At 39.2% G+C, this 19,348-nt stretch carries 19 protein-coding genes; 5 read left to right on the forward strand and 14 right to left on the reverse strand.

The window, feature by feature from the left end:
- The first annotated feature begins 56 nt into the window (after positions 1-56).
- Positions 57-1,343: an MFS transporter gene (locus AWW73_RS01245; RefSeq protein ID WP_062848517.1), complete on the forward strand. Its 1,287-nt coding sequence runs from the start codon at positions 57-59 to the stop codon at positions 1,341-1,343.
- 39 nt (positions 1,344-1,382) lie between these two features.
- Here AWW73_RS01245 and AWW73_RS01250 read toward each other — a convergent pair whose 3' ends face one another.
- The 8 genes from AWW73_RS01250 to AWW73_RS01285 are packed head-to-tail and all read right to left on the reverse strand — an operon-like array spanning position 1,383 to position 8,594.
- Positions 1,383-1,664, reverse strand: a complete 282-nt coding sequence (locus tag AWW73_RS01250; protein WP_062848518.1) for a gamma-butyrobetaine hydroxylase-like domain-containing protein — start codon at positions 1,662-1,664, stop codon at positions 1,383-1,385.
- On the reverse strand, positions 1,648-2,646 hold the full coding sequence (locus tag AWW73_RS01255) for a HEAT repeat domain-containing protein (protein ID WP_062848519.1): 999 nt from the start codon (positions 2,644-2,646) through the stop codon (positions 1,648-1,650). The genes AWW73_RS01250 and AWW73_RS01255 overlap by 17 nt, the downstream gene beginning before the upstream one ends.
- A complete protein-coding gene (locus tag AWW73_RS01260; protein WP_031948269.1) occupies positions 2,643-3,482 on the reverse strand; it encodes an ABC transporter ATP-binding protein in 840 nt (279 codons plus the stop codon). Before AWW73_RS01260 ends, AWW73_RS01255 begins: the two co-directional genes overlap by 4 nt.
- 1 nt (position 3,483) lies before the next feature.
- A complete protein-coding gene (locus AWW73_RS01265; protein WP_062848520.1) occupies positions 3,484-4,338 on the reverse strand; it encodes an ABC transporter permease in 855 nt (284 codons plus the stop codon).
- A 34-nt stretch (positions 4,339-4,372) separates the two neighbouring features.
- Entirely contained in the window at positions 4,373-5,803 is a 1,431-nt protein-coding gene (locus AWW73_RS01270; RefSeq protein WP_062848521.1) for an ABC transporter substrate-binding protein, read from the reverse strand.
- Between the two features lie 19 nt (positions 5,804-5,822).
- Positions 5,823-6,068, reverse strand: coding sequence for a 4Fe-4S dicluster domain-containing protein (locus AWW73_RS01275; RefSeq protein ID WP_000864074.1), 246 nt, complete (start codon positions 6,066-6,068; stop codon positions 5,823-5,825).
- A 20-nt stretch (positions 6,069-6,088) separates the two neighbouring features.
- Positions 6,089-7,822, reverse strand: coding sequence for a fumarate reductase/succinate dehydrogenase flavoprotein subunit (locus AWW73_RS01280; protein WP_062848522.1), 1,734 nt, complete (start codon positions 7,820-7,822; stop codon positions 6,089-6,091).
- Between the two features lie 28 nt (positions 7,823-7,850).
- A complete protein-coding gene (locus AWW73_RS01285; RefSeq protein ID WP_062848523.1) occupies positions 7,851-8,594 on the reverse strand; it encodes a GntR family transcriptional regulator in 744 nt (247 codons plus the stop codon).
- 241 nt (positions 8,595-8,835) lie between these two features.
- Between AWW73_RS01285 and chrA the strand changes: the two genes are divergently transcribed.
- Positions 8,836-10,185 carry a chromate efflux transporter gene (gene chrA / locus AWW73_RS01290; RefSeq protein WP_062848524.1) on the forward strand — a complete coding sequence of 450 codons (1,350 nt, stop codon included), beginning with the start codon at positions 8,836-8,838 and terminating at the stop codon, positions 10,183-10,185.
- Between the two features lie 82 nt (positions 10,186-10,267).
- Here chrA and AWW73_RS01295 read toward each other — a convergent pair whose 3' ends face one another.
- Positions 10,268-10,876 carry an FMN-dependent NADH-azoreductase gene (locus AWW73_RS01295; RefSeq protein WP_000771649.1) on the reverse strand — a complete coding sequence of 203 codons (609 nt, stop codon included), beginning with the start codon at positions 10,874-10,876 and terminating at the stop codon, positions 10,268-10,270.
- Positions 10,877-10,971: 95 nt separating this feature from the next.
- On the opposite strand from AWW73_RS01295, the gene AWW73_RS18310 reads away from it, so the two are divergent.
- Entirely contained in the window at positions 10,972-11,367 is a 396-nt protein-coding gene (locus AWW73_RS18310) for a winged helix-turn-helix transcriptional regulator (RefSeq protein WP_080612851.1), read from the forward strand.
- Here AWW73_RS18310 and AWW73_RS01305 read toward each other — a convergent pair.
- Positions 11,364-12,218 carry a helix-turn-helix domain-containing protein gene (locus AWW73_RS01305; RefSeq protein ID WP_031948262.1) on the reverse strand — a complete coding sequence of 285 codons (855 nt, stop codon included), beginning with the start codon at positions 12,216-12,218 and terminating at the stop codon, positions 11,364-11,366. The genes AWW73_RS18310 and AWW73_RS01305 overlap by 4 nt on opposite strands.
- 166 nt (positions 12,219-12,384) lie before the next feature.
- Between AWW73_RS01305 and AWW73_RS01310 the strand changes: the two genes are divergently transcribed.
- Entirely contained in the window at positions 12,385-13,302 is a 918-nt protein-coding gene (locus tag AWW73_RS01310) for a DMT family transporter (protein WP_062848525.1), read from the forward strand.
- Between the two features lie 33 nt (positions 13,303-13,335).
- On the opposite strand, the gene AWW73_RS01315 is transcribed toward AWW73_RS01310, so the two are convergent.
- The 4 genes from AWW73_RS01315 to AWW73_RS01330 form a co-directional block, all read right to left on the reverse strand.
- Positions 13,336-14,340, reverse strand: a complete 1,005-nt coding sequence (locus tag AWW73_RS01315; protein WP_062848526.1) for a homoserine dehydrogenase — start codon at positions 14,338-14,340, stop codon at positions 13,336-13,338.
- Between the two features lie 109 nt (positions 14,341-14,449).
- Positions 14,450-15,241 (reverse strand): sulfite exporter TauE/SafE family protein, encoded by a 792-nt coding sequence (locus AWW73_RS01320; protein ID WP_062848527.1) that lies wholly within the window; start codon positions 15,239-15,241, stop codon positions 14,450-14,452.
- A gap of 255 nt (positions 15,242-15,496) precedes the next feature.
- Positions 15,497-17,152 carry a bifunctional protein tyrosine phosphatase family protein/NAD(P)/FAD-dependent oxidoreductase gene (locus tag AWW73_RS01325; protein WP_062848528.1) on the reverse strand — a complete coding sequence of 552 codons (1,656 nt, stop codon included), beginning with the start codon at positions 17,150-17,152 and terminating at the stop codon, positions 15,497-15,499.
- Positions 17,153-17,161: 9 nt separating this feature from the next.
- Positions 17,162-17,857, reverse strand: a complete 696-nt coding sequence (locus tag AWW73_RS01330; RefSeq protein WP_062848529.1) for an MBL fold metallo-hydrolase — start codon at positions 17,855-17,857, stop codon at positions 17,162-17,164.
- Positions 17,858-18,048: 191 nt separating this feature from the next.
- On the opposite strand from AWW73_RS01330, the gene AWW73_RS01335 reads away from it, so the two are divergent.
- The gene (locus AWW73_RS01335) at positions 18,049-19,320 is read left to right on the forward strand and encodes a sigma-54 interaction domain-containing protein (RefSeq protein WP_061874662.1); all 1,272 of its coding nucleotides are present in this window, start codon (positions 18,049-18,051) and stop codon (positions 19,318-19,320) included.
- The last annotated feature ends 28 nt before the right edge of the window (positions 19,321-19,348 follow it).

Here is a 19,348-nt window from a genome sequence, read left to right on the forward strand (position 1 = left end):
TTCTATCCAGCATATCTAAAAATTCCTCGTTTTTGTCTGCAAATGATGGAAGAAATATGACATACACTCAGGAAGAAAAACGTAGCAGAATACGTGGGATTGTAGGCGCAGCCTCTGGTAATTTAGTTGAATGGTTCGACTTTTATATCTATGCGGTATTTGCTGCCTACTTTACTCAAGCGCTAACAGCACCAGATATGGATAGTACGACTAAATCTATCTACGTGTGGGGAGTATTCGCTGCAAGCTTTTTTATGCGTCCTATTGGTAGTTGGGTATTTGGACGTATTGCAGACCGGCATGGTCGAAAAAAATCGATGGTCATCTCAATTTGTCTTATGGCTTTGAGTTCTTTTTTATTTGCAGCCCTACCCACTTATAACCAAGTTGGCTTATTTGCCCCATTTCTTTTACTGGTAGTACGTTTACTTCAAGGCTTATCAGTTGGTGGTGAATATGGTGCAGTAGCAACATATATGAGTGAATTAGGCTTAAAAGGTCAACGTGGTTTTTACTCGTCTTTCCAATACGTCACTCTCTCTGGTGGTCAATTACTTGCCAGCTTACTTGGCGTTATTTTATTAACGTTTTTGAGTGAGCAACAATTACATGATGGCGGGTGGCGTATTCCATTTGTTATTGGTGGTATTGCCGCAATTTTATCTTTACTGGCACGTAGTCGCTTAGAAGAAACACTTTCTCATCAAGACAGCGAACGAAAAGAATCTGGTAGCTTAAGAGAACTGTTTAAGAAACACTGGAAAACCTTTTTATTGGTGGTTGGATATACTTCTGCTGGTTCATTAACGTTTTATGTAGAGACTGTTTATTCAAAAACCTATTTAACCAATTTAGGGATGGATGGAAAAACTGTTGGTTATATCATGACCTTCGCACTATTTGTCTATATGTGTGCTCAACCTGTATTTGGTGCAATTTCGGATCGTATTGGGCGACGCTCTTCAATGTTGGCATTTAGCTTATTGTCCGCCATTTTTATCTATCCAGTTATGGCCATTGGGATGCCTAATTATATAGATTCGCCGATCATCATTACCTTGTTGCTTATTTTTATGATGATGATTCTGAGTTTCTATACATCTATTAGTGGCTTGGTAAAAGCTGAAATGTTCCCACCTCATGTACGAGCTTTAGGTGTAGGGTTTTCTTATGCTGTGGGTAATGCGCTGTTTGGCGGTTCTGCACCTTCGGTTGCTTTACAGTTTAAAGCTGCCGGAATTGAAAATACCTTCTTTATATATGTAATTATCATGCTGATTATCTGTTTCTTGTGTAGCCTTGCGCTTCCTAAAAAACCAGATTATTTAGAACATGATCATTAATTAAATAAGATGCCTTCTGTCCCAAGCAGAAGGCATCTTTTATCTCTTAGCAAATTCTTTTAAAAAAGCCCACGGGAAAATCCCTTTATCATGCCCATCATTAAAGCAAATTTGGGCACCATAACCTTGATCGAACATAGCTGTCACTTCAACATTTTGATGCTCTATTTTAATTTGTTTAATTCGCTTCGCTCGACAAAAGCCACATGGGCAAATTTCCCTTAAATGTTGATGACTAAGACATACGCTTGAGCCATCGATCCATATAAAGTGAACCTGCTTATTTATAGTGTCGACACGGATATCAGGTCTGATTTGCATACTTCACCTCACCAATTTGATTTAATCCAATACGAATCGCTTTTCGTACTTCCGGGTCGGAGTCATGTTGGTGTTGTTCTAATAGGTTCTGAGCTTCTGCTGTACCAATTTCACCTAGTGCTAAAGCGACTTCTTTACGTAAATTGCTAATTTCATGCTTAAAGTTATCAGATAAATGAGCGACTGCCAGATGCGATTTAAGTAGTCCTAAGCTTCGTACCGCCGCAATACGTACTTGCCAATATAAGTCTGCTAAAGCATGAATTAAAGGAGCTTCGAGCTGAACGATATGTAATTTTCCAATCGTAAGTGCAGCTTCGACTCTTAATTGCCAACTTTCCGAGGTTAAAGAATGATGAAGTGCTTGGATCACCTCAGCTGATATGTTCTGGCTATAAGCCAAACCACCTGTTGCAATGCGGCGAACCTCATCATCTACATCTGTTTCAGCTGTTTTTGCCAATATTGTAATCGCTTGGTCTTGTTGTAACCAACTTAATGCACTGACTGCCTCACGGCGCACAAGTGCATTTTCATGGTGTACCAAAGCAGATATCTCTGTGAATAATTGCTGTGGTCGTAAAGGTTTCAAAGCACGTAAAATTGCACTAAGAGCGAAAGTATCCGTATGCTTTAAATAAGGTGCAAGGATCTGGGCGGATGCTGCATTTTTCACTTCACTTAAGCTTTGGCTGGCAGCTTGTTTTACATTCAGATCAGTATCAAATAAGGCTTGGGCCAATACTTGCAAGCTAGTTGGATCTTCCCAACTTTCTAGTTTTTTTGCCGCCTCTTCGCGAACTAAAGCTGAAGAGTCGTGTTGTAGTGCTGCATGCAACCAAGGAAGTAAATCCGGATTTTCTTCATCACCAATATTCATTAAAGCGACAAAACGAATCTTTTCATCTGGGTCATTGAGCTGTGCAAGAAATTCCTGATTATATTCATTGAGGTCGTCTAAAGCTTGATAATAAAAACTCATTCGTATTCCTTGATTTGTGATTTCTTTCCAAGCCCTAATGGATTTAAACGGCTTAATTCTTTTTGCTGAGTGGCTTCTTTTAAAGTCTGGATGCAATGTTTTTTAATGGCAGTAAATTCACTACTCGTTACAAGCTCAACATCTCTTGGACGTTCAAACTTAAGCGGAATTTCTTCAATAATTCGCCCTGGCCGATGGCTCATAATCAACACTCGATCGGCCAAAAAAAGTGCCTCATCAATATCGTGGGTAATAAATAAAACCGACGTTTGGATTTCTTGCCAAATTTCGAGTAATAGCATTTGCATTTTTAAACGAGTTTGGGCATCTAAGGCACCAAAAGGCTCATCCATTAATAAAATCCGAGGTTGATTAATCAATACTCTCGCAATTTCAACTCGTTGCTGCATGCCACCAGAAAGTTCGGCTGGAAATTTATGTTCAAAGCCTTTAAGTCCGATCAGATCAATCATTTTCTGAGCTTGTTCAATACGCTTTTGTTTAGCAATGCCTTTCATTTTTAAACCAAAGGCAATATTTTCAAGCACGCTTTTCCATGGAAATAAGGTATGTTGCTGAAACACCAAACCTCTATCTGGATGTGGTTCAAATATCGATTCATTATCGACAGTTAAAGACCCAGAACTAATCGGTAAATGCCCTGCCAAAGCACCTAATAATGTTGATTTACCACAACCCGACGGGCCAAGTAGACATATAAATTCGCCTGGTTGTATTTCAAAATTAACTCGATCTAATGCCTGAAAACGATTTTTAGCTTGCCCTAAATGTAGCGATAGATTTTGAATACGCACATGGCCTTGTGTAATTGACATTTTAAGACTTCCTCAGTTGATACCATGGTGTAAATCGGTTTCCAATCACGCGCACTAAAGTACTGCTAAACATACCCAAGGCTCCTATTAGCACCATGCCAACCACAATATTGCTATAGTTTTGCAAGGTGAAAGATTCCCATGTGAAGTATCCAATTCCGTGTTGGCCCGAAATCATTTCGGCAGTCACTAAACAGAACCAACAAGTGCCCATTCCAATAGATAAACCAGTAATAATGTTCGGTAATGCACCCGGAATAATGACTTCATAAATGATAGCCAGATCAGAAGCACCTAAGCTTTTCGCTGATGCAACGAGCCTTGGGTCAACTGCACCAACGCCATGTACCGTGTTTAATAAAATTGGAAATAGAGCCCCAATAAAGGTAATAAAAATCATAGAGGCTTCTGATGATGGAAAAATCAGAATTGCTAAAGGAATCCATGCAACTGCTGGTATTGGCCGTAATACTTCTAATGGCGGCATGAGAAAGGCAGCCAGTTTTTGATAACGTCCTACCAACAAACCAATACCTACACCAATTAAAGCCGCGAGTACAAAACCAATCACCACTCGAAATACACTGGATTCAACATGTTTAAATGCAGTGCTAAGTTGAAAGAAATCCCATAGCGCATGAATGACATCCAAAGGTGTCGGGACATTACTAAAGTTCACAAGGCCTAAATTTATTTTAAACTGAGCAAGTCCTTGCCAAATTACGATCCAAAAAGCTATTGATGTAAAAGCAATGACATAGCTTTTTAAATGCGCTGAATATGATCTCAACTGCTGAAAAAATTTAGTCAAAAATGTACTTTGGTTATTAAGTTTTGTCTGGGCTAAACTACTCATTTGTCACCTCCTGTTCATTAGGTAAGTCAACACATCAGCTCTGTGTTACAAGCTGAATAGCTTTAAAGTCATATACTTTTCCGCCTTGTTGTTTAGCCCATTTTTCAGCATCATCTTTTAATAAAAAGGCCTGAATTTGTCCTGCTTTGTCTGTGGCATACCATGCCAGATTGGCAAGTAACTTAATGTCGGACTGATGATCTTGGCTATAAACCACACGCACCATTTTTCCATCGGCTTGTATTTTCTTTAAATCAGAAAAAGCGTGCTCAGGCGTTTCATAGCTACGCACTTTTTCTTCACCCTTTACCCAAATTTGAGTCACCCGATCAAATGTTTTGATGGGTTGGCCCGTTAATGCGTCATTGGCAACCAAAGGTGATTTTGCATAGTCAGCAAGTTGCTGGCTGTAATTAAGTCCAGATGCCTGAAATGCATCCTTAATATATTGGTCATCAATAAATTTATTTACATCAAGCGTACCATCGTTTTTGCCTAAAACTTTTAAGGTATCTATCGCAATTTGAGTCGCTTTTCGATATTCAGGTTTCCATGTTAAGTCACGAGTTTGCAGGCCGAGTGGACCATGAAACAGATAGACCACTTCAGCAGGAATACCTGTTTTTTCAGCAATAAATTCACTATATTTTTCAGGTTGCTCTCGAATCAGGCGATTCGCTTCAATAGTTGCCTGTAAATAAGCTTTTATGACTTCTGGATGCTGCTGTGCATAATCCTTGCTGGCAAGTGAACCATGAAATGTCGGTGATTTTGCTTGTGAACCATCATAGATTTTTTTAGCAAAACCTTGATAAGCAAATAACTCTCCAAATGGTACGAAGTCAGCATGTGCAGCAATCTTATGACTTTTTAATGCAGGCCCTGCCACTTCTGGCGCCTGAGCAATCACTTTAATATCTTTATCAAGTTGCCAACCTTCAGCTTGAATCGCACGCAGCAAAAGTCCATGAGCAGTTGAAGCAAAAGGTACAGAAATGGTTTGTCCTTTTAGTTCTTTGAGTGAAGTTACTTTTGAGTCAATTGGAACAACAATCGCATTACCACTACCATTAATACTGCCTGACAATGGCGCTAAAAATATGCTTTCTTTTCCAGCTTTTTTAAATGCCGCTAAATTATTAACCGCAGGAAAGTCAGCCATTGCTCCCAAATCTAGACGCCCAGCTACCATCTCACTGGTAAGTGGTGCACCAGAGGTAAAGTTTTTCCATTGAATGTCATATTTAACATTCTTGTATTTACCATCTTTGGGTAAATATTTTGGTAATAAATTCAATTCACGAACTAGCAACCCACCTGTTGCACAGTTAATGGTGGTGTCTTGCGTGCCAATCGCTACACGAACAGTTTCTGTTTTACCGCCGCATCCCAAAGTGCTAAGTACAATGGCACCAATTAAGCTACTGAGTAATAGTTTTTTATTGATCAATTTATTTTGTCTCATGTTGAGTATTCCAAATTAATTATTTGAGTAGGTATGGGATATTTACTTTAACTGCATCTGTTGGGCAGTCTTTTTCACAAGGCATGCAGTACCAACATTCATCAAATTGCATATAGGCTTTTTGAGTTGTTGGATCGATAGCCAATAAATCCATTGGACAAACATCTACACAGACTGTGCATCCTTTATCAGCAATACATTTATCTTCATCAATAATGACGGGTGCGACAGTACGGTGCTGTACTTCTTTAAAAATAAAAGCCATGATTTGAGTTCCTGATTTATTTAGTCTGCTAGAGCAACATCTTTTTGAATACGTAAACGGTCATACGACACAGCTTCATCTTGATTAATCGGCACAACATAAGGCTCGATTGGCTTTTTGAAACTGACCATGTTGCCGTATTCATCTTTTTTCAAATGCGCGTGACAGAACCAATCCGAGTTATTTTTTTGAGGGAAATCTGCTCTATAGTGGTACAGTCCCCAGCGGCTTTCTTCTCTAAACAGTGAAGCTCTAGCTGCCATTTCAGCACAGTCTCGAATAAAAGAAACTTCAGCAGCACGCATCAGCTCATGCGGGTTTCTTGCAGAGATTCGCTTAATATCCTGTTTGATTTCTTCAAAACGCTTGAGCCCAATTTCCATTTTTTGGCGAGTTTTAGGCGGTTGCAAATAGTCATTTACAAAACGGCGCAGCTTATATTCCACTTGTTCGGCAGGTAAACCTTCAGAACAATCCAGTGGCGCAAATATTCGTGCTTTTTCTGCTTCTATTTCGCTTTGGTTTAATTCGCTATCTTCAACTGCAATCACGTATTGGGCGGCATTTACACCTGCAAACCAACCATAGGTAAATGCACCAAGCATATAGTTATGAGGTACAGCCGCCATATCGCCAGCGCTGTATAAGCCTTTAACTGAAGTTTCGGCTTTTTCATTGACCCATACGCCAGAAGCACTGTGTCCGCTACAGAAACCAATTTCTGAAATATGCATTTCCACCATATCTTGACGATAATTAGTTCCTCGGCCTTCATGAAAACGTCCACGGCTTGGGCGCTCATTGGTATGCAATATTTCTTCAATAGTCTGAATCGTTTCTTCAGCCAAATGATCTACTTTTAAATAAACAGGACCATTACCACTTTCCAGTTCTTGGTAAAACTCCCACATCATTTGACCACTCCAGTAGTCACATTCAATGAAACGTTCACCTTTACTATTGGCAGTATATCCTCCTAAAGGACCAGTCACATACGCACAAGCCGGTCCGTTATAGTCTTTAATCAGTGGATTAATCTGGAAGCATTCTAAATTGGCAAGCTCTGCACCTGCATGGTATGCCATTGCATAGCCGTCACCTGCATTGGTTGGGTTTTCATAAGTACCCATTAAGTAGCCTGAAGCTGGCAAACCTAAACGCCCTGCGGCACCACAACATAAAATGGCAGCTTTCGTTTTAATGACATAGAAATCACCACTACGACAGTCAAAACCAAGTACTCCATTGATTGCACCTTGCTCATTTTTTAAAAGCTTTGTGGTGACAATCCGATTATTAATTTTGACTTGAGCACGCTTTAACTGACGATATAAAACTTTTTTAACGTCATGGCCTTCGGGCATTGGTAATACATATGCCCCCATGTGATGTACTTTTTTTACTGCAAATTCGCCAGTCTCATCTTTTTCAAACTTAATGCCCCATTGATCGAGCTGTTGAATGGTTTTGAAACTATGCTTTGCATATGCATATACAGTGGTTTGATTAACCACTCCATCATTGGCCATGGTAATTTCTTTGGTGTATTGCTCAGGTGTTGCGTAGCCCGGAATAATGGCATTATTCAGACCGTCCATTCCCATTGAAATCGCCCCACTGCGTTTTACATTCGCTTTTTCAATGAGCAAGACTTTTAAATTCGGGTTTTCATGTTTTGCTTTAATCGCAGCCATTGGTCCAGCAGTTCCACCACCAATCACCACAATATCGAACTCAAGATATTTAGTTTCCATTGTAAAATCCTTATTTTTATCTGAGTTATTAACGATGAATACGTAAACGGTACTGGAATGTATCGCCCGAAAAATAGAGATATTCATAGTCAATCGGTTGGCCATTTGCGTCATGAGTCAAACGCTCAACCCGTAATACCGGAGTTCCGATTTCGACTTGCAGCAAATCCGCTAATTCTTCATCCGCCACCGTGGCATCAATGCTTAAATCCGCATGTCCCAAAGGAATTTCGCACTCTTGTTCTAATGCCTTGAAAATATCTGTTGTGCGTAAATCAATCGCTTTCTCTTTGAGTTTCAACCCAATATGTTCTGGCAAATAAGTCAACTCATAAGACACAGGCTGACGGTTTAGCAAACGAACACGTTGAATTTCATACACACTCGCTTTAACAGGTAACTTTAACTTCGGTACAACGTGCATCGGGATTTGCTTAAGCTCGGCCGAGATGACACGGTTTAAAATTTCGTGACCCGCAGATGACATTGCTTCTGCAAAACCTTGCAAACTTGAAATGTTCTGGAACGTTTTTGGCTTACTTACAAAAGTCCCTTTACCGGGCACCTTAAAAATATAGCCTTCCAACTGTAATTGGTTGAGTGCTTGGCGAACTGTGATTCGGCTTACACCAAACTGTTCAGCAAACTCGTTTTCAGAGGGAATTTGACTCAGCACGGCATATTCACCATTTACAATTTTGTTCAGGATGAGTTCCCTTAACTGATCGTAAAGAGGTTTATGATTTCTGGGATCTTGGGATAGCTGGCTCACGGCTCACAACCTGTTATAACAACTTGAGCAAATAATGTTTAAAATGTTTCAGCTTTGGAAATAATTTAAAGCGATAACTTTAGTTAAAAAAATAATTTCAATTAATATCATCAGCTTAATAGGTAGTTATCTATAAAAAATTAATCATTATCATAAAAAATACATTTGTGTTTGTTATGCTATAAAACATACTCCGTCATACCATAAATGCAGAAATTAATATTATTTTTTAGGGGATAATATGCAACAAAAACAACAAAATACCCCTGATGATTCAGTGGAACAAGTCACCTTCTGGCAAGCCTTTTTATTTTGGCTCAAGCTTGGCTTTATTAGTTTTGGGGGGCCAGCTGGACAAATCGCTGTGATGCATCAGGAACTGGTTGAGCAAAAACGCTGGATATCCGAAAAAAGATTTTTGCACGCACTTAACTATTGCATGTTGTTACCCGGTCCTGAAGCACAGCAGCTAGCAACTTACATTGGTTGGCTTATGCATAGAACTGTTGGAGGATTAGTTGCAGGTATTCTATTTGTATTGCCATCCTTATTTATTTTAATTGCGCTGTCTTGGGTTTATATAAAATTTGGAGATGTGCCTGCTATCGCAGGTATTTTCTATGGGATTAAGCCTGCCGTTACCGCAATTGTCTTTCATGCAACTTACCGTATTGGTAGCCGTTCACTTAAAAATAAATTTTTATGGTTAGTCGCAATTGCTGCGTTTTTTGCCATTTTTGTCTTAAAGCTTCCTTTCCCGCTTATTGTTTTATCAGCTGGTATTGCTGGCTATTTAGCGAGTAAAAAGTACCCAGAACTATTTTCCTCACCAGTTGGGCATAAAACCAGTCAAAAAGATTATGGCCCGGCATTTATTGATGATGAGACTCCAACACCAGAACACGCTAAATTTCATTGGTTGCGATTAGCTAAACTTATTTTTGTGGCAATCGTTTTATGGTTATTGCCAATTTTAGCTTTGGGTGCATATTTTGGATGGCATCATGCTTATACTCAAATGGCATGGTTTTTTACTAAAGCTGCGCTTCTCACTTTTGGAGGTGCTTATGCAGTTTTACCTTATGTCTATCAAGGAGCTGTAAATCATTTTGGATGGCTTTCACCTACCCAAATGATTGATGGTTTGGCTTTAGGTGAAACTACACCAGGACCTTTAATTATGGTTGTGGCCTTTGTTGGTTTTTTAGGAGGTGTCAATCATTCATTACTTGGTTCTGAGTATCTATTTTTTGCCGGAGCACTAGGAGCTGTCATTGTCACTTGGTTTACCTTCCTTTTTTCATTTGTCTTTATTTTTGCTGGTGCACCGATTATTGAATCTACTCATAATGAAATTAAGTTTACCGCACCACTGACTGCAATTACCGCTGCTGTGGTTGGTGTCATTTTAAATCTAGCATTATTTTTTAGTTATCACGTGCTATGGCCACAGGGCTTTTCAGGACACTTTGATGTTGCAGCAGCCTTCATTACTCTGGGTGCATTTATTGCATTGTTCCGCTTTAATGTTAACGTGTTATATGTCATTTTTGCTTCGGCACTGGTTGGGCTCGCAGTCACTTTCTTCTAGTTATTTACTGATTGAATTGATTTTTCAAAATCATAATCTCAATAAGGCCGAACAGTTCCTTTCTGTTCGGCTATTTATATTTTTAACCCGCTAACTGGGCAATTTGCGCTGCTGCATTATCTAAGGCAGCTTGACGTGCTTCTGGTCCGAAAGCGATCCCTTCCGCACGCACAAAAGTGATATCAGTCACCCCAATAAAATTGAAAAACGCTTTGATATAAGTTTCTTGATAGTCTAAAGCTTCAGCTGGTGAACCTTCTGAATACACACCACCACGCGAAGAAGCAATAATGACACGTTTCCCCTCTACTAAACCTTGAGGACCATTTTCCGTATAACGGAATGTTTTTCCAGCAACAGATAGTCGGTCAAGCCACGCTTTTAACTGTGATGGGAAGCTAAAGTTATACATAGGTGCGCCAATTACAACGATATCTGACGATAAGAACTCATCCAAATATTGGGTGTTTCTTGCAACACGTTGTTGCGCTGTTTCATTATTAGGTTCAACACCTTGCCATGCTAAAAACTCAGCATCAGACAAATGAGGAATTGGCTCTAAAGCAAAATCGTGATGAATAATTTCTGCATCTGGATAAGCTGTGCTGAGCTGACGAATAACAGATGAGGTGAGTTGGCGGCTAACAGACTGCTCACCTAAAATACTTGTGTCAATTTGAAGTAGTTTCATCGTTTATACCTACAGTATAAAATTGTTACTTGAACTAATTATGTTACTACTATTATTCTTATGCACAAGAAGGCACATTTAGGGAACCAAGTAATATGACTGTAACCATACCTCACGATATCCAAAGTTCAGATTGTCAAAGAGTCAGTCAAGTATTGGCTAGAGTTGGTGAGAAATGGAGTATACTCATTGTAATGACACTTGCATCACGTTCTCATCGCTTTTCTGAAATTAAAAGAAGTATCAATGGAATATCGCAGCGTATGCTTACCTTATGTTTGCGCGGTTTAGAAAGAGATGGATTAGTTAAACGTACTGTTTATCCTGTAGTTCCACCGCATGTTGAATATGAATTAACACCACTGGGCCATTCACTTACAGAACCTGTAATTGCTTTAGGCCAATGGGCGCAGCAGCATATTGCAGATATTGATGCGGCAAGAGCAGCATTTGATGCAGCTCAGGAGAAACCAATTACATTAGATACTTAACGTAACTGCGAAGGACTCATGCCATAAAACTGTTTAAAGCGATGACTTAAATGGCTCGCTGAACTAAACCCACATACTAGGGCAATATCTTGTAAAGAAAGCTGAGATGATTGAATTAAACCTTTTGCCTTGGTTAAGCGTCTTTGCATGACATATTGGTGAGGCGCCATATTCATGGATTGTTTAAACATATGAGCAAAATGATATTCGCTTAAATTCACAACATTTGCTAAATCAGACAAAGTGAGTGCTTGATCTAAATGCCCTTCAATCCAGTCTTGAATATATTTGAGTTTATGAGGCGCCAACCCACCTTTAATGACAGGTTGTTGCCACTTCACGTTGCTATATCTTCGAATTAAATGATTCAGCAATAAGCTGGCAGTGATACTCATCTGTAAATGGTTTGCTGAATCTTTCCAATCACAATCTAGTAAGAAGAACTGATAAAGCGCTCGGATCCTTTCATCATCATTAAAAACGACTTCATTCAATTCAATTTGATTGGGTTCTTTGTCCCATATTTTTTCAGCAACATCACGCAAATGTTGATCGGTATAATACAAGTGGACAAATTTAAGCCCACCTCGTATATCCCAAGTCGACTCCTGATGTTCAGGCAATAAGCAAAAACGACCCGGCCCACCGCCATTTTTCCAGCCCGCAGGTGTTTTTTGATAGCTTTCATAGCCATCTTGAATATACAGACTTAAAGTGTGGTGATCGCTACAGACACTTACACGATCTTGCTGATTAGACCAAAATGCAAGTTGCATATTTTCATCAAGCACCACCGTTTCGTGAAGCTTGGCTTTAGATTGCTGTAGCTGTTCTAAAGTTTGATAGGCCATGCAAAATTAAAACGAATCTCATTGAGCTTAAGTTAACCATATTCAGCAAAATTGAGCTAGTTTAGTTCTATAAAAAACGCAAGATCTTGCATGTAGAACACAAGAATATATACGTGAAAAATGAAGCATTCCTAGATACTTAAGCTTGGTAATCGAGGATGAACTTATGAATATTTTACTCTATGTTGCGGTGGTGTTGATTTGGGGAACAACATGGATTGGAATTGCCGTTCAGAGCCATTATGCAACACCTGTCGTCGCAATTTTATGGCGTTTTGCCATTTCAGCCTTATTACTTTGGGTTGTTTTACTATTTTCAGGAAAATTACAACGAATTGCATTAAAAGACCATTTATTTTGTATGCTACAAGGTCTATGTGTTTTCGGCCTAAACTTTATTTGCTTTTATACCGCAGTTAAATATGTAAACAGCGGTTTAGAGTCTGTCATCTTTTCGATGGCTGTTTTCTTTAATGCCATTAATGCCCTTATCTTTTTTAAGCAAAAACCTTCACCAAATTTTGGTCCAGCTGCACTTTTAGGTTTAGGTGGCATCGTTTTACTATTTTGGCATGACCTCATAAATAGCCAGTTTAATGCTCAGTTATTATTAGGTATTGGGCTATGTGCTGTAGGCACTTACGGTTTTTCTTTAGGGAATATGATCAGTGTTAGACATCAAAAACGTGGTCTAAATATCTTTTCAACGAACTGTTATGCCATGACATATGGTGCACTGGTGATGTTAAGTTTAGCTTTATTTACTGGTCAAAATTTAATGCCTCCAATGAATTTCCCATTTTTAAGTTCGGTACTTTACTTGGCTGTATTTGGCACAGTTATTGGGTTCTCTGCTTATTTTTCTTTAGTTGGGCGAATTGGTGCTTCAAAAGCAGCATATAGCACGTTGCTCTTCCCTTTAGTGGCTCTAACTGTTTCTACCTTTTTTGAAGGATATGAGTGGACCTTAAATGCTGTATTTGGAATTTTATTAATCTTACTTGGCAACTACTTAATGTTTAGTAAGTTTGAAATTGGAAAGAAGTTATTTAATAGTCAAAAAAATTGTGAGAAGCAGGCTTAAAAGCCTGCTTTTTTTTATAAATCATAATTAATTTTAGCAGCCCGTTTTTAGCATCAACTCCAAATCTTTTAAAGCAGCAGCTGCCGTAGCTAAAGGCGCAGAAGCCCCTCCACTTACAACAAGTTCACCCATTTCTTGCGTTAACACCCGAATGCATTTATTAGAACCTTGCAGATGAGCAAAAGAATGATTTGGCGGAACTAATCTTAATTCAACACCTATTTGAATTTGCTGATTTTTATTATGAATAAAACCCACCAAACGAGGAATTAGATTTTCTTTTTTCCAATCACGTATATGATCGGCTGTAACATGACTGATTCCTTGTTTTGGAATATCCTGAATTTTTACATCAGCTCCTAAAACAGTATTTGCCAGTATAGTAATTTTAGCAGCGGTATCCCATCCATCTACATCGAAAGAGCTATTAGGTTCGGCAATACCTTTTGCTTGTGCTTTTTCAAGAGATTCTGCAAATGTACATTCATTTTGCAACATATCATTTAAAATAAAATTTGTGGTGCCCGTAAACACACCTTCTATTTCTAAAATTTGACAGCCAGCTAAGTTATATTCAAATAAATCAACAGTTGGTAAAGCCGCAGCCGTCGCACCACTAAAAAATAGTTTTTTATTGTGCTGATGTGCCAAGTTAATTAATTTTTTACCATCTACGACTAACGCACCTTTAGATACCGCAATCGCATTCATGTTATGTGTTAAAGCATAATTTAAATAAAATAGGCCTTTTCCACCGGTAACATAATCACTTGGGCCAGTCTCAATAATGACATCTGCTTGAATCTGTTCTAAAAACTTTTGCTCAGTTAAGCCTACTTGATATTGTGTTTTATCTAGCCACTTTGTAGCTTGTAAGCCTTCTTGATCAATTAGACCTGATGATGAGTTGCAGACACCCACTAAACGGGCATCAATTTGATATTTTTGTTTATAGTATGTCGATCGATTTAAAAGAAGCTCTTCAATTTGTTGCCCAATCCGTCCAAAACCACAAATTGCCACGTTAATTCGCTTCATATCGCTTTCTCAAAAATTTATATGGTTTAAATCAAATTTCCAAAGATAATTTTAACATCTCATCTTTGGAAAATTACTATTTATAGAGAAGGTTAAAATACTATATTGCTCAGATATTTGTTAGATTAACAATCTTAATGACCATATAAATTGCGACAGCAAAAACCATTAAAGCAAAGACTTTTTGCACGATTGCAGACGGAATAAAACGAATAGCTCTGCGTCCTAATAGCATACCGAATGCACATGCGAGCGAAAACGCACTGGTAATGGCTACAGGATAATGGAAACCCCCTGCAATATGCATCACAATACTCATGCCACTAATGAGAAAAATAATCATAAGTGATGTTGCAACAATGCTATGCATATCCAAATTTGTGACTTTTCTAAGCGCCGGCACAATTACAAAGCCGCCACCAACACCGAGCATACCAGTTAAAAGCCCAGCAATAATTCCTATACTTGCAAGAACGCTACCTGTTTTAAAATTCCAGATAAAGCGTCCCGTACTTGGGTTGACCTGACACGGCGGGTTATGAAAATCTGAAACTCTATTACTAATAAGTCGATAACCCACAGTAAACATGACCAAGCTAAACATTAACATGAGCCAGACAGGTGAAATCGTGTTGGCTATTAAAATGCCAATATGTGCCATAGGAGCACCAATTAGGGCAATCCAGATCGCAGCACGATAGCGAACAATCTTTTTAAATAAGCCTTCAATGGTGCCAATGAGTGTAGATAGCGCAACTGCCAATAACCCAATCGGCGCAGCTTGCGCCACACTCCAGCCTTGACTGGTCATGAGCGCAGGTACAGCAAGAATACCCCCACCTGCACCAGTAAGACCAAGTAAGAAGCCAATCACGATGCCTTCAACGACAAGTAATAACATATCAAAAGCCTAAAATTGCATATACATCATTTGCAGTAGACTGCTGGTTAATGAGTGAGTAGATCTCGCCTTCTTGCGAAGCTTTAACCGCTTCTCAGGACAAAGCGTTGCTTTGTTTACCCTCTTAACTCGAGCACAGCTCTCGCCTTCTTGCGAAGCTTCAACCGCTTCTCAGGACAAAGCGTTGCTTTGTTTACCCTCTTAACTCGAGCACAGCTCTCGTCTTGCGCTCGGGTAAAGATTATTAATCTTTACTTATCCTCGCTCAGGTTTGACCATCCATTCGCGGCCTTTGAGCATGCCTTGCCAGTAAATTGGCGGTAAAATCTGTTCTTTAAGCAACCATGCTAAACGTGATGGTTTTTGCCCATCGATTACCCATTTCGGAAAACTAGGAAGTAATTTGCCACCATAACCAAATTCTGCGAGAACGATTTTTCCACGCTCTACCGTGAGCGGACATGAGCCATAGCCGTTGTATTCAAAGAAGTTTTGTTCACCCTTGAGCTGGGCTATAACATTCACAGCAACGATGGGTGCTTGTGCTCGTGCCGCAGCAGCAGTTTTGGCATTAGGCGCATTCATCACATCACCTAAAGCGAAAATATTGGCATGTTGTGTGTGTTTTAAGGTTTGAGGATTCACACTCACCCAGCCGGCTTCATCAGTAAGAGTACTTGCACGAATAAAATCAGGCGCTTGTTGCGGTGGAACAACATGCAACATATCGAAATCAGTCTCGACCAATGCTGCATTTTCATCGTTCACTACCTTAAACCATGCTTTTTTTGCAGGCCCATCTACTTTGACAAGCTGATGGTTAAAGTGCAGTTCAGAACCATATTTTTCGACATATTGCATTAGTGCAGGTACATATTTCTTCACACCAAATAAAACACCGCCTGAGTTATAAAAGTGGATAAAGATATCTTTAAGTTTGCCTTGCTTTAACCAGTAGTCAGCTGAAAGGTACATTGCTTTTTGTGGAGCACCAGCACATTTAATCGGCATAGGCGGCTGAGTAAAGACAGCCTTCCCACCGTTTAGCTCTTGCACCAGTTCCCATGTATACGGCGCTAAATCATAACGATAGTTAGACGTCACCCCATTTTTACCTAAGGTTTCAACTAAACCTTCAATGCCATGCCAATTGAGTTTTAAACCGGGACACACGACCAATGCTTTATATTGAATGGGTTGGCATCCTTCCAAAATAACCTGATTGTGCTCAGGGTCGAATCCAGCAACGGCAGCTTTCATCCATTTCACTTTTGAAGGAATCACGCTTGCCATTGAGCGTGCGGTTACTTGGGGTTTAAAAATACCAGCCCCAACCATGGTCCAGCCCGGTTGATAATAATGAGTATCGGCCGGATCAATAATGATAATATCTAAATGAGGTTCACGAGACAGTAAGCTTGATGCTACAGAAATTCCTGCTGCTCCAGCGCCCACAATCACAACGCTATAACAAGGAATTGTCGCTGGTTCGTGGTCACGTTTTAAAATACGTGGCACCAAGCCTTTTAAGTTAAAGCCAAGTTTGTTACCAGCTTCAACTAACAGTGCTGCATCTGATGGAGCAACTTCGCCCAAAGCCCATAAACTGATTGCACGCATACCAGAACGGCAATACGCTAAAACGGGCTTCTGAGCATTCTGATAAAGCTGCTTAAACTCGGTAACTTGTTGGTCAGTAATTTTGCCACTGGTAACAGGTTGATAAATTACGTTTAGACCATGTCGCTGAGCTGCTTCTTCAATTTCAATCACATTAGGTTGGTCTGCACCTTCTCCGTCTGGACGGTTACATATCAGAGTTTTTATTCCTTGGTCTGCAATTTTTGCGACATCATCAGCAGTAATCTGGCCAGCAACATAAAATTCTTGATTAACTCGTTTAAGTTCCATATTGCCACCTTATGATTGGGAAGTTGAACCACAGGCCTGATTGGCAGGTAGTGCTTTATCGATTTGTTTAGGATATGGCAGATTTAGGTTATTCATTAATTTAATAAAATCTTCGCGCGAGCGATTCTGACCTAGACGTGAATTTTTTAAACGTTCATAACCAATCGTTGAAGACAAACGACCCTTATAGTCGTGTCCAGGATATACAATAGTGCTGTCAGGTAGGCTGAAAAGTTGCTTATGAATACTGTCATAAAGTGTGCCTGCATTACCTTGTTGAAAGTCAGTTCGACCGCAACCGTCAATTAATAATGCATCGCCAGTGAAAACTATATTTCCTACCAGATAACTTGTACAAGCATTGGTATGACCTGGTGTATAGCGCGCTTCAATACTGAGATTACCGACTTTAAGCATGCAACCATCAGTGATTAAAATATCTCCACAACTTACATCTGAGTTTCGGTGTAAAACCGATTTGCAATGGAAACGTTCACGAAGCAAATTCGCAGCAGTAATATGGTCTGCATGAACATGTGTATCTAATGTATAGATGAGCGTAAATTGATGTTGCTCTAATTCTTTTGCATAAATTTCTATATCTGATGCGACTGGATCAATTAAAACCGCCTCTCGTGTTTCTTCACACCCAAGCATATATGTATAAGTCGAACTTTCCTGCTCAAAAAACTGTTTAAAGAACATGATTTATACCTTAATAATTTATTTCTTTCCTATATTTTGCAAATAAGGTGCCAATTATTTAAAATTTAATAATAAATATAAAAATCAATAAATTAAATTAATTAATGAAATTAAAATAAGAAGATGAACTGAGCTTGATGTTCCCTTGAAACTCAAGTATGTTTCAATGAAACGATTGTGAAACACATGAAATGGCAAAGTTAAATTTTGAGTCAGAACAAGATTTTTATATATTATTTGAGCAACTTAAGGCTTTATTTCCAAATGCAAGTCTGTTTTTAGCAGACACAACGACTCACGCCATTCACTATAAATTTAATACAGACGATATTTCTGTTGAGAGCATGGCAGCGCTTACTCAAGATCATCACAATCAATATCTTGAGATCAATACTCCTAAAATAAGAAAGCGATTTATCTATCAAGAACATGATATTTATATTGCCGAGCATCATATTATTGGCAAGTTACATATTTTACAGCCAGTTGGCACAGAAAATGATATTGCTGGTCAATCAACGCTAACAGAACAATTACAGGACTTAGCCAAGGTTTTTAACAGTTGCTCACCAGAAATGGCTCGTATGTTTTCCATCATTCAAAGAGTTGCAATTACTGAGTTTCCAGTACTCGTCCGCGGCGAGTCTGGTAGTGGTAAGGAACTGGTAGCAAAAGCAATTCATGATTATAGTCAGCGTAAAAATAAGATTTTTGTAGCGATTAACTGTGCTGCCCTCAATGCCAATATTTTAGAAAGTGAACTTTTTGGACATGTTAAAGGCGCTTTTACAGGAGCAATTCGTGACCATAAAGGCGTGTTTGAACGTGCCGCTGGTGGGACGCTTTTTCTGGATGAAATTGCTGAGATCCCTTTAGAACTTCAGGCTAAATTATTACGGGTGTTAGAAACAGGTGAATTTACGCCTGTAGGTGGTGAAAAACCGATTCAAGCCAATGTCCGAATTATCACTGCAACACATAAAGCTTTACGCGAAGAAGCTAAGGCTGGACGTTTCCGCCACGATTTGCTCTACCGTTTACGCGTAATTCCAATTTTTATACCACCACTCAGAGAACGTAAAGTCGATATTCCACTCATTGTGGATCAGATTTTAAAAGAGAGTTCAACTCAACTCGACACAATGCCGCGTCATGTCAATCAAAAAGCTATACAAGTTCTATTAAATTATGACTGGCCAGGAAATGTTCGTGAGCTTAAAAATACATTGCTTTATGCATTAACCATGGCAAATGGTAAAGACGAAATTGAAGTTGAAGACTTACCAAATGAACTATTAGATGCAGACGAATACGTTAAATTACCTGAAAATAATGCAGAACTTACACCTGAAAATGTTCAGGCAGCTCTAGAAAAATATCACCACAACCTGAATATGGTCGCGAATATTTTTGGAATTAGCCGTACCACGCTTTGGCGATACAGACAAAAGCATAAGCTTTAGCTAGGTATTTAGCTCGTCTAAAGCGTAT

This window comes from Acinetobacter lactucae, assembly GCF_001605885.1.
GTDB lineage: Bacteria > Pseudomonadota > Gammaproteobacteria > Pseudomonadales > Moraxellaceae > Acinetobacter > Acinetobacter lactucae.

Coding starts and splice junctions, on each gene's coding strand:
- AWW73_RS01245 (WP_062848517.1), top strand. CDS start 57: ATGACATACACTCAGGAAGAAAAACGTAGCAGAATACGTGGGATTGTA.
- AWW73_RS01250 (WP_062848518.1), bottom strand. CDS start 1,664: ATGCAAATCAGACCTGATATCCGTGTCGACACTATAAATAAGCAGGTT.
- AWW73_RS01255 (WP_062848519.1), bottom strand. CDS start 2,646: ATGAGTTTTTATTATCAAGCTTTAGACGACCTCAATGAATATAATCAG.
- AWW73_RS01260 (WP_031948269.1), bottom strand. CDS start 3,482: ATGTCAATTACACAAGGCCATGTGCGTATTCAAAATCTATCGCTACAT.
- AWW73_RS01265 (WP_062848520.1), bottom strand. CDS start 4,338: ATGAGTAGTTTAGCCCAGACAAAACTTAATAACCAAAGTACATTTTTG.
- AWW73_RS01270 (WP_062848521.1), bottom strand. CDS start 5,803: ATGAGACAAAATAAATTGATCAATAAAAAACTATTACTCAGTAGCTTA.
- AWW73_RS01275 (WP_000864074.1), bottom strand. CDS start 6,068: ATGGCTTTTATTTTTAAAGAAGTACAGCACCGTACTGTCGCACCCGTC.
- AWW73_RS01280 (WP_062848522.1), bottom strand. CDS start 7,822: ATGGAAACTAAATATCTTGAGTTCGATATTGTGGTGATTGGTGGTGGA.
- chrA (WP_062848524.1), top strand. CDS start 8,836: ATGCAACAAAAACAACAAAATACCCCTGATGATTCAGTGGAACAAGTC.
- AWW73_RS01295 (WP_000771649.1), bottom strand. CDS start 10,876: ATGAAACTACTTCAAATTGACACAAGTATTTTAGGTGAGCAGTCTGTT.
- AWW73_RS18310 (WP_080612851.1), top strand. CDS start 10,972: ATGACTGTAACCATACCTCACGATATCCAAAGTTCAGATTGTCAAAGA.
- AWW73_RS01305 (WP_031948262.1), bottom strand. CDS start 12,218: ATGGCCTATCAAACTTTAGAACAGCTACAGCAATCTAAAGCCAAGCTT.
- AWW73_RS01310 (WP_062848525.1), top strand. CDS start 12,385: ATGAATATTTTACTCTATGTTGCGGTGGTGTTGATTTGGGGAACAACA.
- AWW73_RS01315 (WP_062848526.1), bottom strand. CDS start 14,340: ATGAAGCGAATTAACGTGGCAATTTGTGGTTTTGGACGGATTGGGCAA.
- AWW73_RS01320 (WP_062848527.1), bottom strand. CDS start 15,241: ATGTTATTACTTGTCGTTGAAGGCATCGTGATTGGCTTCTTACTTGGT.
- AWW73_RS01325 (WP_062848528.1), bottom strand. CDS start 17,152: ATGGAACTTAAACGAGTTAATCAAGAATTTTATGTTGCTGGCCAGATT.
- AWW73_RS01330 (WP_062848529.1), bottom strand. CDS start 17,857: ATGTTCTTTAAACAGTTTTTTGAGCAGGAAAGTTCGACTTATACATAT.
- AWW73_RS01335 (WP_061874662.1), top strand. CDS start 18,049: ATGGCAAAGTTAAATTTTGAGTCAGAACAAGATTTTTATATATTATTT.